21 protein-coding genes are annotated in these 14993 nt (G+C 36.4%); 5 read left to right on the forward strand and 16 right to left on the reverse strand.

The annotated features are described in order from the left end of the window. The first annotated feature begins 192 nt into the window (after positions 1-192). The 4 genes from FCI53_RS13830 (at position 193) to FCI53_RS13845 (ending at position 2677) form a co-directional block, all read left to right on the forward strand. A complete protein-coding gene (locus FCI53_RS13830) occupies positions 193-336 on the forward strand; it encodes a hypothetical protein (protein WP_246050113.1) in 144 nt (47 codons plus the stop codon). Positions 337-413: 77 nt separating this feature from the next. Next, positions 414-1160, forward strand: coding sequence for a methionine ABC transporter ATP-binding protein (locus FCI53_RS13835; protein WP_138419662.1), 747 nt, complete (start codon positions 414-416; stop codon positions 1158-1160). Further along, positions 1153-1815, forward strand: coding sequence for a methionine ABC transporter permease (locus tag FCI53_RS13840; RefSeq protein ID WP_138419663.1), 663 nt, complete (start codon positions 1153-1155; stop codon positions 1813-1815). Before FCI53_RS13835 ends, FCI53_RS13840 begins: the two co-directional genes overlap by 8 nt. Positions 1816-1828: 13 nt before the next feature. Further along, positions 1829-2677, forward strand: coding sequence for a MetQ/NlpA family ABC transporter substrate-binding protein (locus FCI53_RS13845; RefSeq protein WP_138419664.1), 849 nt, complete (start codon positions 1829-1831; stop codon positions 2675-2677). A 403-nt stretch (positions 2678-3080) separates the two neighbouring features. Here the strand turns inward: FCI53_RS13845 and FCI53_RS13850 are convergent, their stop codons facing one another. The 16 genes from FCI53_RS13850 to FCI53_RS13930 form a co-directional block, all read right to left on the reverse strand. Next, the gene (locus FCI53_RS13850) at positions 3081-3578 is read right to left on the reverse strand and encodes a GNAT family N-acetyltransferase (RefSeq protein ID WP_138419665.1); all 498 of its coding nucleotides are present in this window, start codon (positions 3576-3578) and stop codon (positions 3081-3083) included. A gap of 93 nt (positions 3579-3671) precedes the next feature. Beyond that, the gene (locus FCI53_RS21925; RefSeq protein WP_246050114.1) at positions 3672-3932 is read right to left on the reverse strand and encodes a GNAT family N-acetyltransferase; all 261 of its coding nucleotides are present in this window, start codon (positions 3930-3932) and stop codon (positions 3672-3674) included. Between the two features lie 463 nt (positions 3933-4395). Continuing rightward, positions 4396-5304, reverse strand: a complete 909-nt coding sequence (locus FCI53_RS13860) for a S66 peptidase family protein (RefSeq protein WP_138419666.1) — start codon at positions 5302-5304, stop codon at positions 4396-4398. Positions 5305-5439: 135 nt separating this feature from the next. Further along, positions 5440-5994: a GNAT family N-acetyltransferase gene (locus FCI53_RS13865; protein ID WP_138419667.1), complete on the reverse strand. Its 555-nt coding sequence runs from the start codon at positions 5992-5994 to the stop codon at positions 5440-5442. 438 nt (positions 5995-6432) lie between these two features. Next, positions 6433-7239: a lysozyme inhibitor LprI family protein gene (locus tag FCI53_RS13875; protein ID WP_246050115.1), complete on the reverse strand. Its 807-nt coding sequence runs from the start codon at positions 7237-7239 to the stop codon at positions 6433-6435. A 191-nt stretch (positions 7240-7430) separates the two neighbouring features. Continuing rightward, a complete protein-coding gene (locus tag FCI53_RS13880; RefSeq protein WP_138419668.1) occupies positions 7431-8108 on the reverse strand; it encodes a DNA alkylation repair protein in 678 nt (225 codons plus the stop codon). Positions 8109-8219: 111 nt separating this feature from the next. Beyond that, on the reverse strand, positions 8220-8843 hold the full coding sequence (locus FCI53_RS13885; RefSeq protein ID WP_138419669.1) for a histidine phosphatase family protein: 624 nt from the start codon (positions 8841-8843) through the stop codon (positions 8220-8222). A 115-nt stretch (positions 8844-8958) separates the two neighbouring features. After that, positions 8959-9267 (reverse strand): hypothetical protein, encoded by a 309-nt coding sequence (locus tag FCI53_RS13890; protein WP_138419670.1) that lies wholly within the window; start codon positions 9265-9267, stop codon positions 8959-8961. 198 nt (positions 9268-9465) lie between these two features. Next, positions 9466-9714 (reverse strand): hypothetical protein, encoded by a 249-nt coding sequence (locus tag FCI53_RS13895; RefSeq protein ID WP_138419671.1) that lies wholly within the window; start codon positions 9712-9714, stop codon positions 9466-9468. Positions 9715-10021: 307 nt separating this feature from the next. Then, positions 10022-10357, reverse strand: a complete 336-nt coding sequence (locus FCI53_RS13900; protein WP_138419672.1) for a type II toxin-antitoxin system PemK/MazF family toxin — start codon at positions 10355-10357, stop codon at positions 10022-10024. Next, on the reverse strand, positions 10350-10547 hold the full coding sequence (locus tag FCI53_RS13905; RefSeq protein WP_138419673.1) for a DUF2281 domain-containing protein: 198 nt from the start codon (positions 10545-10547) through the stop codon (positions 10350-10352). Before FCI53_RS13905 ends, FCI53_RS13900 begins: the two co-directional genes overlap by 8 nt. 390 nt (positions 10548-10937) lie before the next feature. Further along, positions 10938-11081: a hypothetical protein gene (locus FCI53_RS21515; RefSeq protein ID WP_171038184.1), complete on the reverse strand. Its 144-nt coding sequence runs from the start codon at positions 11079-11081 to the stop codon at positions 10938-10940. 332 nt (positions 11082-11413) lie between these two features. Further along, on the reverse strand, positions 11414-12022 hold the full coding sequence (locus FCI53_RS13915; protein ID WP_138419674.1) for a transglutaminase-like domain-containing protein: 609 nt from the start codon (positions 12020-12022) through the stop codon (positions 11414-11416). Positions 12023-12095: 73 nt separating this feature from the next. After that, positions 12096-12491, reverse strand: coding sequence for an HIT family protein (locus FCI53_RS13920; protein WP_138419675.1), 396 nt, complete (start codon positions 12489-12491; stop codon positions 12096-12098). A 24-nt stretch (positions 12492-12515) separates the two neighbouring features. After that, the gene (locus FCI53_RS13925; protein ID WP_138419676.1) at positions 12516-13373 is read right to left on the reverse strand and encodes a nucleotidyltransferase; all 858 of its coding nucleotides are present in this window, start codon (positions 13371-13373) and stop codon (positions 12516-12518) included. 30 nt (positions 13374-13403) lie between these two features. Then, a complete protein-coding gene (locus tag FCI53_RS13930) occupies positions 13404-13904 on the reverse strand; it encodes a GNAT family N-acetyltransferase (protein ID WP_138419677.1) in 501 nt (166 codons plus the stop codon). Between the two features lie 573 nt (positions 13905-14477). Between FCI53_RS13930 and FCI53_RS13935 the strand changes: the two genes are divergently transcribed. Next, positions 14478-14993, forward strand: a complete 516-nt coding sequence (locus FCI53_RS13935; RefSeq protein WP_138419678.1) for a Na+/H+ antiporter subunit E — start codon at positions 14478-14480, stop codon at positions 14991-14993.

Genomic DNA, 14993 nt, shown 5'->3' on the forward strand with positions numbered 1-14993 from the left:
GTGTACACACACCTATTATTCTTCGTATTTTAATAGAAATAAATTACCAATTTCAAATGTCCATTCTTGCGTTTTTCTTTTTTGATTATATTAAGTAACATGTTGTTCCTATTTTCCTTCGCTATCACCGTACGATAATGGAAGATTTGCACGTCCACCTTTGATCCAGCAGCCTATGCAAAACAACCTAGCTTGCTAGAAAGAGTTGCACAACCTGAGGAAATTGTCCAAGCTTCTTTATGGTTAGCATCTGATTATTCTTCTTATGTAACTGGAAACAACTTTAAATGTAGATGGAGTATATACAAGTATGGGTACCGTTTCAAGAATTGTTAAATAATGACAACTACATGAATTTCAGTTATAATAAATACGTTTTGAATCACCTTTCATATAAGGAAGGGGTTTTTTTTATGATTACATTAGATAATGTCAGCAAACGGTTCGGCTCGTTTGAAGCCATTCAGTCGGTATCGTTACATATTGAGTCGGGAGAAATTCATGGGATTATTGGCGCAAGTGGTGCAGGGAAATCAACATTAGTACGGTTGATGAACTTGATCGAAGAGCCTGATAAAGGAGATGTGATCATCGATGGCGAAACGCTAAACCATTTAAAGGGGAAGCGAATTCGTCAGATACGTCAGTCGTTAGCGATGATTTTCCAAGGGCATCACTTAGTCAGCAATAAAACGGTTTTCGATAATGTCGTCGTGGCCTTACAATTAGCTAAAGTTCCGAAAAAGCACCGGACAGAAAAGGTAATGGAGAGCTTGCGTTTTGTCGGCCTCGATACGTTAAAAGATCAGTACCCGGGGCAGCTTAGTGGCGGGCAAAAACAACGCGTTGCGATAGCAAGGGCGATTGTCAACAACCCTAAAGTGTTGTTATGTGATGAACCCACATCATCACTTGACCCGAATACGACAGCGGAAGTGCTCAAAGTATTACAGCGGATCAATCAAGAATTCGGCGTCACCATTGTCATTGTTAGTCACGAAATGGAAGTTATCAAGAGCGTCTGTGAACGAGTGACGGTGATGGCAGATGGCCGAGTCTATGAAGAAATCGAGATTGAGCCGACAGGTGTACACAAAATGGAACATAGCGCCGAAGGAATTATCAAACGGTTGAAATCAGGTGGTGACCTCCATGCCTGATATAATAGTGAAGTATCAAACGGAGATTTGGGTATCGATTGGTGAAACATTTATTATGGTTGGTTTTTCGATCCTAGCGGCATTGTTGATTGGGCTTCCAGTTGGGACCTTTTTATTTTTGTGTCGCAAAGGGCAATTACTTGAAAATCAAGTCGTCTTTTCATCGTTGAACTTAATCGTGAACATTATTCGTTCGTTTCCATTCTTGTTACTCGTTATCTTTTTGATTCCGTTTACCCGTTTTATTATGGGAACAGCGATTGGTACAGCAGCTGCGACCGTGCCAATGACCATTATCGCAATCGCGCACTATTCTCGTCTTGCAGAGCAATCGCTTCTCGACGTCCCTAAAGGCGTGATGGAAGCGGCTGTTTCGATGGGTGCGTCGGTCAAAGATATTATTTTCAAATTCTTGTATGTGGAAGCACGCTCAGCACTCGTCTTAAGTATGACGACATCAACGATTAGCTTTATCTCTTACTCAACGATTATGGGTGTCGTCGGCGGTGGTGGGATCGGCGACTTTGCCATCCGTTATGGTTACCTACAATTTCGAACCGATTTGATGATTTATATTATCATTATTATGGTGATATTCGTACAACTCATTCAATATGCCGGCATTACATTAGCAAGAAAAATAGACAAACGATAAGGAGAGATTCATAATGAAAAAATGGCTCATGATCATAATGGTAGCCTTAGTATCTGTGCTTGTCGCATGCGGCGGCAACAACGACAATGAGAATGTAGAAGAATCAAGTGATGACAATAGCAATAATAATGGTGAAACTACACAGCAAACAATAAAAGTTGCTGCCGTGGAATCACCTATGTTAGACGTTGTCGAAATTGCAAAGGAAAATCTTGCTGAAGACAATATTGAAGTAGAGATCGTTGAAATGGGTGACTATATTCAACCAAACGAAGCACTAGCAAACGAAGAAGTCGATGCGAACTTCTCACAACATGTTCCATTTATGAATCAGTACAACCAAAACTCAGAAGCTACTTTAGCAGACATTCAGCCGATTTATTTTGCTAATTTCGGCCTTTATGCGAAAGATTACGAAAGCGTCGAAGAGTTTCCTGAAGATGCAACGATTGGAATGGCTAATGATCCATCTAACATCGATCGTTCCCTTCGCCTGTTAGCTTCACACGATCTAATTGAATTGAACGAAACAGATGGCGGACATTACGGAATAGAGGATATTGTAGAAGACTCACACAACTATAGTTTTGAGCAAGCAGGTATTGCTGCATTAACTCGTTTATATGAAGATGTTGATGGCGTGATCATTAACCCAACACACGCTGGTAACTTAGATCTAACTCCAGCTGATGATGCGCTCATTACTGAAAAAGAAGATAATAATTTCGCAATTACATTAGTCGCACGTGAAGATAATGCGGACTCCGAATTAATCCAACAACTAGCGGATGCGATGACAAGCGAAGACGTTCGCGAGTTTTTAGAATCTCGTGAAGGCGAAGCCGCGATTCCGGCATTTTAATTAATAAAAACATAGGTACCTGGTACTTCGTGGACAGTTGTCCATTTGGAGGGCCAGGTGCTTTTTTTGTGTTCCGTCTAACGGGGGGGGGGGGGACAGGCAGCGTATGAATAACGGAATGAGGAACCACTTCGTAGGGGGAACCGGGTCATGAGTCCGCTATTTCATGAAAAAAGCTTCTAATACAGGGGGTAGCGGTCCGTGAGTCCGCTAATAGGTCCTAAAGTAGGGAAAATCATTAAAAAACACCATATAGCGGAATGAGGAACCGCTTCGCACTTCAAAATGGGGGTATTTTGCCGAATAGCGGAATGAGGAACCGCCTCATAGCATGAACCGGTTCGTGGTTCCGCTATTTCGTGAAAATGAACACCAAAACAGAGGGTGACAGGCACCACATGAACTACAAGATTTTCGACATATAGTATTCATCAACAAATTCTCCATCAATGAATAGTGAATTTCTTTTTGTCCCTTCTATTTCAAACCCTACTATTCTATATAAGGATAAAGCTGCCTCATTTTTTGTGACGACGGTTAACTCTAACCTAGTGATATTATTGTTATTAGCCCAATGCTCCAATTCATTAAACAACTTTGTTCCAATTCCTCGCCCTCTAAACCCTTGTAAAATGCCAATGACAACGTATATTGAATGCCTATTCCTTCGTGCATTTCCACCTATTGCTAACAAGTATCCTACTAATTCATTATCCTTTTCTGCTACTAGTATAGTAGAATTTTCAGCAGATTTTATGCTCTTTATCATCTTTAATTGGTCGTCCGTTTGCATAGTTCTTTCTCCGGCTTCCCAAAGCATAAAGTCCGAACTTTTCTCAACCTCCTTTGTAAGATTTGTTAGTTTTTCAGCATCAGATGTTTTGATTTCTCTAACGATCATTGCTTTTCTCTCCCTATATTCCGTTTATTTATGTAAGTGAAACTGGTTCCTCTCGTTGTGGTAATGCCGCCGTTTACTAAAAGCAACACTATTTCACATGTTATCAATACCCCAATAAATTTCATTGGCTTCATTGTAAATCTGTTTTAAGCCTGCTTTTTCTAACACCCGTATAGATGCGTAATTTTCATTTGAACAGCTTGCAGTTATTCTCTTAACTTTTGGTTGTTTCAACCCCCACTCAATCATTGCAATTGCCATTTCAGTAGCATATCCATTACCTTGATAACTTGGAAGAATACTGTATCCTAAGTCCATTTCTCCATTTTCGTCAGGTCCACCTTTAAATCCCATATCCCCAATAATGATATTATCATCTGTGTGAATGATAATACCTTCCCACTCATTCTCTTCGGGATACTGACTAATCGTTCAATTTTATAAGGAAGTAATTCTTTATAAACATCCATAGGATATTCCGATGGCACATTATAATTTGTTATTTTTTCCAACTCTCCATTACCGACTAAAGAAGCTTTCATCATTTCTATTGAGAAAGTAACTAAAGTTAATCGATCTGTTTTGACATAAGGCATATTCTCCATGTCCTTTCTAATTTAAATTGGATACCATCTGTTTGGTTTGTAACTTATGACCATATAAATTTAGGTTATTTAGCATCACGAAAAAAAGTTATTAAACATACCTTTTTCTTTAACAAAATAAAAGCTGCCGCAACCCATTCGTTTCATATATTCTTCTTTACCAATTTGTAAAAATATTGACGTTTTTCAACAGCATTTCAACTCATTTACTTTCACATCACACCTGAATCAATTACCAATCGTGGCGGAGACGTTGTAAGCTTTGCGTTTACTCCTAGTGGCACGCCATAATTAGGTTGGCAATGTCCGATGTTAAATTTCTCAACAACAGGAAAAGATGCACTAGCGAAAAAATCTTGAAACACCTTTTTTATTTTCGTGTCTTCGTCTGGGTCCACTTGGAAGTTACCAATAACCACACCTTCGACAGTATCGAAAACCCCCGCTTGTTCGAGGTGAGTAAGCATTAAATCTATCTTAAACGCAGGTTCCTGAACATCCTCAATGAGTAGGATGGCTCCGTCTGTATTCACTTGATAGGGCGTTCCCAAACCATTGGTGAGCAAAGTTAGATTCCCTCCCACCAAACGACCTTCTCCCGTTCCATTAACTATCGTGTAGAGGGGAGATTTACTAGAGTCATAAGTCATAGATTCTCCAGTGAATAAAGATAAAAATGAGGATGCTGTCTCCTTTGTTCTTGCTTTGTCATTCAAATCGGATGCCACCATCGGTCCGTGGAAAGTAACTAAGTCACAACATTTTTGAATTGCATTTAGGAGATATGTAATATCACTATACCCCCAGAATATCTTAGGATTTCTCTGTATCTTTCCATAATCAATCAATGGTGCAATTCTAGCTGTACCGAATCCCCCATTAGCGCAAAAAATCCCGCGAATAGCCGGATCGAAAAAGGCATCGTGCAAATCAGCAAGCCTCATTTGATCTAAATCAACAAGATCCTCCTTCACGTCGAACAAGGATCGCCCCAAAACAACATTAAGCCCCATTTCTTCAAGTACACGTTTTCCCTGTATCATATGCTCTTTGTCTGGTGGTCCCGCTGGTGCAATAATCGCTACCCGATCACCTTTTCTTAAAGCAGGTGGTTTGATCATAAACCTTCCTCCCTTTCCTATATTCTGATATGTATTTACCTTGAACTGATTCTTAAACGATCGTACATCTTTCTTCAAACAATGGAGGAACTGCCTTTTCCATAAATGCATACCATTTGTTGAGAAACATTGGATTTAATTACAATTGATTGCTTCCCACTCTTTTTTCAATATCCCCATCTTTATTGCATCAAAATATTCACCATTAACCATTCTCGCTTCTCTTATTCTAGCTTCTTCTTTCATTCCCAATTTGTCCGCTACCTTTATCATTCTTACGTTTCCTGACCACGTTGACATACCTAATCTATGTATATCAGTGGAGGTGAAAAGGTATTCAATCCACAATTTATATGCTTCTGTACCGAAGCCACCGTTCCAAAAATTGCTGTCATAGATCACAATTCCTGTTTCCAGCCAGTTTGTGTTTCTATCAATCCAATAAGAACCAACGTAACCAATCGTTTTTCCGTCACACTGTATAACAAGTGAAGAAGGAATGCCTGGTAAAATTTCGTTATCCCAACCTGTTCTGTACGCTTCTTTTGTTAATTTCTCTTCAGGAATATAAGGACCGTTCCATTTTTTTGCTTCTTGTTTTTTCTCTTCGAATTTCCAAAAATATAGTTCATCCAATTCCATTGTTGTTGCTTCTTTTAGAACAACTTTGTTTCCTGTTATTCTTAACATAATAAAAAAATTCTCCCCTTATTTTATCTATGTAAATACTTATCATCGTTTTGAGTATAGTCCCGCTACTTTACTTCAATAAGAAAAATAGCACCCGTTCTCATAACGATTTATTTCTTCTGTTCTCTAAACCTTTAAACAAATATCTAATTCCTCTACCAACCAATAGTTCATCTGAGTATCTTGGTATCACATGAAAACAGATCGGTTGCTTGTAGAAGGAGCGGACATTTATTCCGCTATTCTTGCTCAAAACAATGATTTTGAGAGCTGATCGGACATTTGTTCCTTTATTTCTCATAAAACAAGCCTTTTTGCCAAGATTTTAATGAAATAGAGAACTAAATGTCCGCTCGAACCCTAAAACAGGCCTTTTTTCTTGAAATAGCGCACTAAATGTCCCATGAAAAAACTTTGGGTGACAGGCACCATATAAAACTACTGCAAATAATTAGAAACTAACTCATAGCATCTTTCTTTTGTAAGCGTTGCTTGTGTAGCAACATATTCTAATGACTCCATGGAGCCGCCCTCATATTTTAACGATGCTTCTTTCGCAGTTTCGTCTCTGTGTTTGATCCAATTCCGTTGTGCTTCTCTTAATTTTTCCATCTGTTCTTTACTAAGCTGTTCCTTCAAGACTCCATAAATTTCGTTCAACTCCACATCCCAAATTTTATATCTATTCGCTTCCTCTTCCTCCATATCTAATGTTGTTGTCGCTTCCGAGTTTTGTCGTAATTCTTTCATCTCTTGTTCGATCGCATTTAACTGCTTGATATATGCTTCTTTTTCGGTATCACTCACTTCCAATTGATATAATTCATATGTACCATCTTGATAAACTTTGTAGTAACCTAAGTTTCCTGTTTTGCCAGATACACGCAATTGTATGTCAACCAGCTGGATCGTATAATACGATCCGTTGTCATCGGTTACAAGTTTTCCATCTGTACCAAACGTAATAGCATCATCGTTTCCCTCTTTTAATTGTTGCTTTAAGTATTGGACCGCTTCCTCCCCGCTTGTAATTTGACTATTAGGTGCCGATGATTTCTGATCAGTTTGCTTAGCAACCTGATCTTGTTCTTCGGTCTTTTCACTAATTTCTGCATCAACATCTAGCGCACCCTTTGTTGCTGGTCGATCACTTGTACTCTGCTTAGCGGACGTGCCGCAAGCAGTAAAGATAATTAATACTACTGTTAACAACATTACCAACAAAAAATTACGACAATTTTTCATTCTTAATCCCCTTTTCATAATCCACACCTTTACCTGCAGAAACTAGAAAACTTCACCTTAATTGTCTAGTAGACATTCGACTACAATAATTAGTAACATGCAAATAGAAATTCCTCATAGTTTGTTTTATCCCCTGCATTAAATGACCTCTCTTTCGATCATACAAAAACGCTCACACTGTCTATTAAGCCTTAAAAATGTTTTAAAGCTTCCCGCTTACTAAGTGGTTTTAAATTATTGTTAGCAACAAAAGACTTTACATTATTAGGGCGAGTTTTTGCATATTCACGTAATATCCATCCAATTGCTTTTTGTACGAAAAATTCATCGCTACTTTTTCGTCTTAGAATATATTCAAATAGCCGTTCTTCATCTGTTTTATCTTTGTAGTATAGTTGATATAATATGGCTGACCTCTGTAACCAAATATTATCATCCTCAATCCATTGATCAGGAAAGGCAAGAATAAGTTCAGGATCCTTCGAAAATAAATATCCCATGATATGAGGGGAGAGCACATCCACTGTATCCCACCATGACTTTTTCACGATTAAATTGGATAACCACATCGTATCCTCGCTGCTTAAGTCTTTTTTTGCTATGTTGAGAATATCAAGGGCTGCTTTTTGATATTCTCTTTCTGGAAGGTCCCAAAGCATTAAAATGAATTCTTTTAGTTCCCTTTTCTGAGGTAATCCATTTTCCTTTATAAACTGTTTAGTTAATCGTCGACGAATAGGTGTCCGAATACCTAAGAATTCAAATTGATTTCTTAAATAATTTTCAGACCATTTAGCATACTTTTCATCTGTGTAGGCTGAATAGACATCCATCAGTTTTTCAAGGTATGTATTTAGTGAATGAGTCATATTTGTCACCTTTCATTGAAGTTTTTCGTTTATTAGTAACTTTTTTCTGCCTCGTTAACACAAATGGATCTGTTGCCCTGACAACTCCTTATTGAATGTTCGCACCATCCTTTAATTTTTCAATTCTTCCAAATGCGAGGTATCATATGTATATACTACCTCATAGAACTCACTGTTTATATTTATCAAAGTTAAACTTGCTGAAGGGATAGGTGGTGTGGACCATAGATTTTCAAGTGGAACTTTTTCAAAGTAAGTCATCAAAAGTTTAAGTGCAATCGAATGCGTTACGATCAGGACACTTTCAGATGGATGTTGCTTCACAATATATTTTACTGCTTTTACCATTCTTTCTTGGACGTTAACAAATGGCTCAACTGATTTATTAGAAAAAAGATGTGGTGTCTCCCAAAAAGATAACCATTCTTCAGGACTTTCCCTTTTATTTTCCTCAAAAGTCTTACCTTCCCAACTTCCAAATGAAAGTTCTTTTAAATCATCCATTTTAACTACTTTAAGAGGTCGTTCGCCTTTTATGATCTCAGCAGTTTGTATCGCCCTGTCGCTTGTACTTGAATAGATAGCATCTAATGGTACATCTAAACATCTATGCGATAATTGCCTTGCTTGATTTATTCCTTTATCTGTTAAGGGAGAGTCTTTCCACCCTTGCATCAGTTTCTTCGTGTTCCAAACCGTTTCTCCGTGTCTCGTAAAATATACGTGTGTACTCATTTTCTTCCTCCGAATTTTTTCTCTATTTTTTATAATAAAAACTGCTTGCATTAAACTGCCAAAATAAGAGCTACGTATCAACATCTCTCACACTCACTTTTCGTTTTCAATTATTCTAAATGCCATACGTATTAAAAATTTCAGGACACGAAAGGATTAGCACTAACCCTATAACTGCAGTCACAAAAAAACAAATCCAGCCTATTATATTTACTTTAGTTTCAACTCCAGCTTTCTTTTCTAATTTACTAATGTAGACCGTGATCACTGTAATACCAATAAAAGGAATCACTCCTATAAAATGAAATCCAATATAAGATTTATCTACCAGAAATAAAACCACAACAAGTTGGATCACTGGCATTAAAATTCTATTTAATAACGTTAGAATAGAATTTTCCCCCGCTTTAAGCACAACATTCACTCAGATCATTTTATCATATAATTCTAATAATTTTTTCCATAAAAAAAGAACGTCTCCTAGACTTGACGTTCTCCTTGGTGTGGCAACTTTAAGTACACTACCTCAACAACAGTGTTTGAATATAAAAAAATAACATTATATTATTGATCCGAAGCTAAAATATTAACAACACTAGTAAATGATTTACAAAGTCTTCCTTCATAACCTCATACCTCTAAAACCTATAGCTTTTCTCATCTCAATAACGATTTCTTCAGCACCTGTATGATAAACAATGGTATCGTCCTTAGATTTAAGTAACTCTTTAGTAGCTAATTTAGGGTCTTCAATAACATTTATTAATGCAACATCAGTTACAATCTTTTTATCATTTTCTAGGTAAAAGTCAATGATGTTAAGTTTCACATATTGATTTGGGTACATTTTTCTAACCTCTGACCACTTCATAATAGACACCATCCCTTTTACTCTTTACCATTATTACATCATCGTTTTAGACAGCGATCATGTGTTATAGTGACTGTCTTTAAAGTAAACCGCGTTGTGCTAAATCCCCCCGTTTCTTCAGCAAATTACTCATTACTTTGATTTATCTTTTTTAATAAATCAATTATTTCTTCATTTTATTTCCCCGTCTAAAACTGTACTTCAATAGATAAAAGAGTAATAACAATCGCTTTTGTTAATTTAAATGTATTGATTTACAAACAACAATTATTAAAAAGAGGACTGCAATAATTAACAGCCCTCACTTTTATTTTATTAACTCATTAACCTTGTTTCGAACATTATCCATAACTTCCGTATTAATTTGGCCAAACTTCTTTCTAACAATATCTTTGGATAGCGTATACACTTTGTCAGCTCTAATTGCTGATGCAACCTTAAGCTTTCCTTCCTTTAAATCTTTTGATTCAATTACAACTGAATAATCAAGATTTCGTAATTGTGAAGTAATAGCAACAACAACAATATCGTCAGTCACTTCATTATAACTGTTACTTGAAATTACAAGAACAGGGCGTTGTTTTCTATTTGTTAAGTCACTAAAAGGAATAGGTAATAGAACGATATCACCTTGTTTATACATCGTTCCAAACCTCGTCATCAATGTCATTATCCCAAAAATCTAGACTACTTTCGCTAGCCTTTGTTAAGTCCTCAGATAAACTTTTTTCCCTCTTAATTTTAAGATATTCTGCAAAATCTAAGATTTTATCCACTTCTTGTTCAGGTATCTCATCAATAATTTTAAGTAAACGCTCTTTCGCTGTATTCATATTGCGTTCACCTCTTCCGTATATAAAGTTTATTCTATTATACCACGATTTAAATGATATTCGAGGATTAAAGAAAAGCTCCTAACAATTCAAGTGTAATTATTTTAATATCTAAGACTGAAACACCTCTTATCCCCAATCCACGAGGGATCGAACCCCTTACATATACGCTATGTAACTCTACTGGGGTTTGATATTATTTTGTTACTTCCTCTAATTACCTTGTAATATTCAGATTAATTTTATTGAAACTTGAATCATTTAGTATATATCCATTATCATCGATTGGACAAAAACGTCCATTGTTTTTAATAGTTGTCACGATATGGAGTGCCTAACCCTTAGTTCTATAAAAATAACATCATAGCCACTAATTCAAAGCCATGATGTTTATTTGTCTACATATTTAAAGTTCCTCGCGTTGTGGATCCTTCTTGCAAACAACCTTGCATACTCTTCAGAGTCTTCAGCAATATAGGTACAAACGTTATCTAAATCTTTTACAGCAGATTCTGCCCACCTTAATTCAGCCATTTACCTAATTTCTCCTTAACTACATCATGAGAAACAAATTTTTCATCATCCAGCTCTTTAATCCCTTTATCTATTTTTTTTCTAACATAAAGCTCATGCATAATATCATCGATGGTTACATTTTCGGGTAAATCCTTAATTAGTTTAATTACTTCTTCTTTCGTGCTAATATGACATACCTCCTTATCAAGGTGTTACATAATTATTATAATACACATCATGCTTTATAACATTACTATTTAGACTAATAATCAAATTTGCTTTTATTGGGTGGGCAGCAACTCCTCGTGGACATGTGTCCATATGGAGTGCCTGACCTTTAGTAAGCAAACTTACAAAAATTGCGGTAAATGATTTTTATACATTTCAACTGCATCCGTATGCTCTTTTAATACAGTTAGTGTTTTTGGATGGGGCTTTGTGTAAATGGTTGGGTAGTCTTTCTCGTCCAATTTCTCTTGTATTGTAAAAGCTAATTTTTCTTCACTAATTGAAAATTGTGCATCAATTCCTTTTTTATTCCCGCGAGCATCCAACCTTATCCATTTATTAAGTGAGTTGAAATAAACAGCATTCAAAGCATGAATACAATATCCCTTTTCTGGCGTATCAAACAACATCAATCGCTGATAACAGAAACCTGTTGGTATGCCCTGAGAACGCAATAACGCTGCCAATAAATTAGATTTGGCATAGCAAATTCCTTCTTGGTAAGCCAAAACATCTGATGCATCACAAGTTACACGCTGCCCCTGTATATCCCAAGAGTGAGAGATTTCATCACGTACAAACTCAAAGGCTACTTTTGCTTTTTCAACCTCTGTTTGAGTTGGGCTAAAAAGCTCCTCAGCTTTCTCCTTAAGCTTTGAATTAGAGTAATTAACCTCATGTAGGTCAAGTAAATAATCTTCTAATCTGTCTGACTCACAAACCATTTGCATTCGAATCTCCCCCATAATATTCGTTATCGTGCATGACCGCTGCTTAGGTAATTCACCCGGAAGCTTAACTATTTTATCTTTTATTCTCTGAGCCTTTAAACATATATCTAATTCCCTTACCAGCCAATGGTTTACCTGAGTATCTTGGTATCACATGAAAATGTGAATGAAAAATATGCTGTCCTCCAACTTCACCGCAGTTCCAGCCAAGATTATATCCTTGAGGCTTATATGTTTCATCTAAGTATTTTTTGACATCTTGAAGCAGGCTATATGTTGCATTCCACTCTTCAGTAGTTAAATCAAATGCAGTTTCCCTATGTTCTCTTGGTACAATTAAGCCTGCTCCTTCAAGTTGGCCACCCTTTATTTGGGCTTGATCTAATTGCAAAAACATACAATACGCATTACTCATCATAACGCTTTGATTTGGTTCTAAACTTGGATTACAAAACACACAATCTTGCATAACGAATCCCCTTTATTTCTCCATCTAACTATTAGTTCTACAGATTTCCATATGACTTACCTTTGTAGGGTTATGAACTTGCAGCCATTTTTCTGACTCACTTATCATCCAATTCCCCATATCATCTAAAAAATCAATTATCTCATTTGCATTTGCTACTGGGTGAATAGCATATTGAAGTGCTTGTTTCATGTCAGGTTCCTTGTCTGGATAATATGAAGAAAATACCTCATACGCTGGGAATAAATCTCTTGTGTATTTATTTTCTTCCGCTATGACAAGTGCAAGCCCTGCTCTAACTATAATTTTCATAATCCAACCACAACAATCCAAAACGTCATCCATATCGTCATTTCCATCAAGGTCTTCTTTTGCTTGTTTAATTTGATTCTTTAGGTTAAAAAGATGTTCGTTACCAATCGTTTTATCTGCTTTATAATTAGGTAAATGACCGTTTAAATCCTCTCCATATACGCATACACTATGGGTCTTAATCATAAATGGAATGATTGAAAACGTACTGGTATCTAACATATCATCCATGTGATAGAAACTAAATTCCACGCCATTTATACAGTTAAATCTTTTATTCAAATCTTGTTCAGCCTTACCTACCCATTTCAAATCTATATCATTCGGATCTTTCTTCGTAATGGCTATTGTATCTAAGTCTGAAACACCTCTTATCCCCAATCCGCGAGGGATCGAACCCCTTACATATACGCTATGTAACTCTACTCCCAAATGGGTTTGATAATATTTTGTTACTTCGTCTATTACTTTGAGATATTCAGGATTAATTTTATTGAAACTTGAATCTTTTAGTATATATCCATTATCATCGGTTGGACAAAAACGCCCAATGTTTTTAATAGTTGTCAACGTCTCTCCCCTTTGTTGAAGAACCACCTTCTAAAGATAGAAAACCATATGCTCTTCATCATAATATGTATCACCAAACTTTAATGCTCTTTTCTCATGTCCAAATATCTCAAAACCTATGGAAGCATATAGCCTTTTAGCTGGATCATTAGTTGTGACAACCGTTAAATAGAGTTGCTCTATATCTTCTAAACTAACTGCCTTTTGAATTGCTTTTGTTATTAATGCCTTTCCTATTCCTTCCCCTCGTTTTTCTGGACGAACATACATCGCTACCATATTCGCTCGATGCCTTAGTTTAATCAATTGCTCCTTAACCAACGTAATAACTCCCACAAGTTGATCATCTTCAAATGCACCAAAGGTAAATGCATTTTTTGGTGCTTCAAACCTATTTTGGTATTTTTCTACTGGTTGGTCTCTCTCCTCTTCATAACTAGATGCAAATGCATCTGGGCTATTTTGCAATGCTTCAAGTCTTATAGCAAGGTATTTTTCAGCGTCTTTAGAATCTAATTGTCTTATATCCATTTTTGGTTCTCTCCTAATTTAATTGGACTACTATCATTTTAAATTAAATTGATAAAGCTTGTTAAACTGCCACTTTACTTTAGATACATTTTCACAATTTGATCTTATCACAGTATTCCAATAATTTTATATGAAAAAAGAATCTCCGTGTTTTGACGAGTCAGGTACTCCGCTTGGACATGCGTCCATATGGAGTACTTAATTCCTTATTCATTGCACATCACGGACATCTATTCCTCTATTTCACTAATTTAGTCCCGTTTTCCTAGCAAATCATACAAATAAGGCACTAAATGTCAGACAACCACTCAAAAATAGCGATATTTAGGAAAATAAGGTACTAGATGTCCGCCAATAAAAACGTTTCGCCAACAGATGACGAACCTGCTACAAAAACGGGTGGTAACAGGCAAAGAATTTGAAAAAAACACCTCATTCTTTTCCCCTTATCCGCACAATTAGACTACTTTAAGAATAAGAACCCATCCCATGTTCATAATAACAACTACTAGTTTTCCACTTGATTACAACTTATGTTGACCATCTCACTACATCTAACGTGGAGGTACAGAATTGAAGAAAAAATTACTAACGTTTATGTTAACGCTGGGACTATGGGTTGTTTTTGCAGGCCGTATGAATATTCAAGTCATGATGTTTGGGACAATCATTTGTTCTATTTTATCGCATTTGTTGGCAAATAGTGTGTTTAGATTTGTACACCTGAATGGTGGACCGAAACAAATTGTTATAAAAATAACTTACATGTTCTTCGTGTTCAGTGCTTTTCTATATGATGTATTTTTATCTGCAGTCAAAGTATCTAGACAGGCTTTTGCATGGAACCCTTCCTTTTCTCCGCGAATCGTTAAACTAAAAACAAGTGATGAAAATTCAAGTGATATTGGAATTTTTGCTCATTTCCTTACATGCACTCAAGGTGCATTGGCTCTGGATTTCGACCCTTTACATAAAAACTATGTCATTCACTGGATCGATGTTGACAGTGACGCTGAAGCAGAAACAAGGAAAGCACTGATCCGTAAACAAGAGCATTTGGTTGCGAAAATATTTCATAGTGAAGGGTGA

This window comes from Aquibacillus sediminis (genome assembly GCF_005870085.1).
Classification (GTDB): Bacteria; Bacillota; Bacilli; order Bacillales; family Amphibacillaceae; genus Aquibacillus_E; species Aquibacillus_E sediminis.

What these genes read in the sequence shown, in the direction of transcription:
- FCI53_RS13860 (WP_138419666.1), bottom strand. Translation starts at nt 5,304, where the DNA reads ATGATCAAACCACCTGCTTTAAGAAAAGGTGATCGGGTAGCGATTATT.
- FCI53_RS13880 (WP_138419668.1), bottom strand. Translation starts at nt 8,108, where the DNA reads ATGACTCATTCACTAAATACATACCTTGAAAAACTGATGGATGTCTAT.
- FCI53_RS13840 (WP_138419663.1), top strand. Translation starts at nt 1,153, where the DNA reads ATGCCTGATATAATAGTGAAGTATCAAACGGAGATTTGGGTATCGATT.
- FCI53_RS21515 (WP_171038184.1), bottom strand. Translation starts at nt 11,081, where the DNA reads ATGGCTGAATTAAGGTGGGCAGAATCTGCTGTAAAAGATTTAGATAAC.
- FCI53_RS13865 (WP_138419667.1), bottom strand. Translation starts at nt 5,994, where the DNA reads ATGTTAAGAATAACAGGAAACAAAGTTGTTCTAAAAGAAGCAACAACA.
- FCI53_RS13835 (WP_138419662.1), top strand. Translation starts at nt 414, where the DNA reads ATGATTACATTAGATAATGTCAGCAAACGGTTCGGCTCGTTTGAAGCC.
- FCI53_RS13905 (WP_138419673.1), bottom strand. Translation starts at nt 10,547, where the DNA reads ATGAATACAGCGAAAGAGCGTTTACTTAAAATTATTGATGAGATACCT.
- FCI53_RS13850 (WP_138419665.1), bottom strand. Translation starts at nt 3,578, where the DNA reads ATGATCGTTAGAGAAATCAAAACATCTGATGCTGAAAAACTAACAAAT.
- FCI53_RS13920 (WP_138419675.1), bottom strand. Translation starts at nt 12,491, where the DNA reads ATGCAAGATTGTGTGTTTTGTAATCCAAGTTTAGAACCAAATCAAAGC.
- FCI53_RS21925 (WP_246050114.1), bottom strand. Translation starts at nt 3,932, where the DNA reads ATGGGATTTAAAGGTGGACCTGACGAAAATGGAGAAATGGACTTAGGA.
- FCI53_RS13900 (WP_138419672.1), bottom strand. Translation starts at nt 10,357, where the DNA reads ATGTATAAACAAGGTGATATCGTTCTATTACCTATTCCTTTTAGTGAC.
- FCI53_RS13845 (WP_138419664.1), top strand. Translation starts at nt 1,829, where the DNA reads ATGAAAAAATGGCTCATGATCATAATGGTAGCCTTAGTATCTGTGCTT.
- FCI53_RS13875 (WP_246050115.1), bottom strand. Translation starts at nt 7,239, where the DNA reads ATGAAAAATTGTCGTAATTTTTTGTTGGTAATGTTGTTAACAGTAGTA.
- FCI53_RS13885 (WP_138419669.1), bottom strand. Translation starts at nt 8,843, where the DNA reads ATGAGTACACACGTATATTTTACGAGACACGGAGAAACGGTTTGGAAC.
- FCI53_RS13895 (WP_138419671.1), bottom strand. Translation starts at nt 9,714, where the DNA reads ATGAAGTGGTCAGAGGTTAGAAAAATGTACCCAAATCAATATGTGAAA.
- FCI53_RS13915 (WP_138419674.1), bottom strand. Translation starts at nt 12,022, where the DNA reads ATGCAAATGGTTTGTGAGTCAGACAGATTAGAAGATTATTTACTTGAC.
- FCI53_RS13930 (WP_138419677.1), bottom strand. Translation starts at nt 13,904, where the DNA reads ATGGATATAAGACAATTAGATTCTAAAGACGCTGAAAAATACCTTGCT.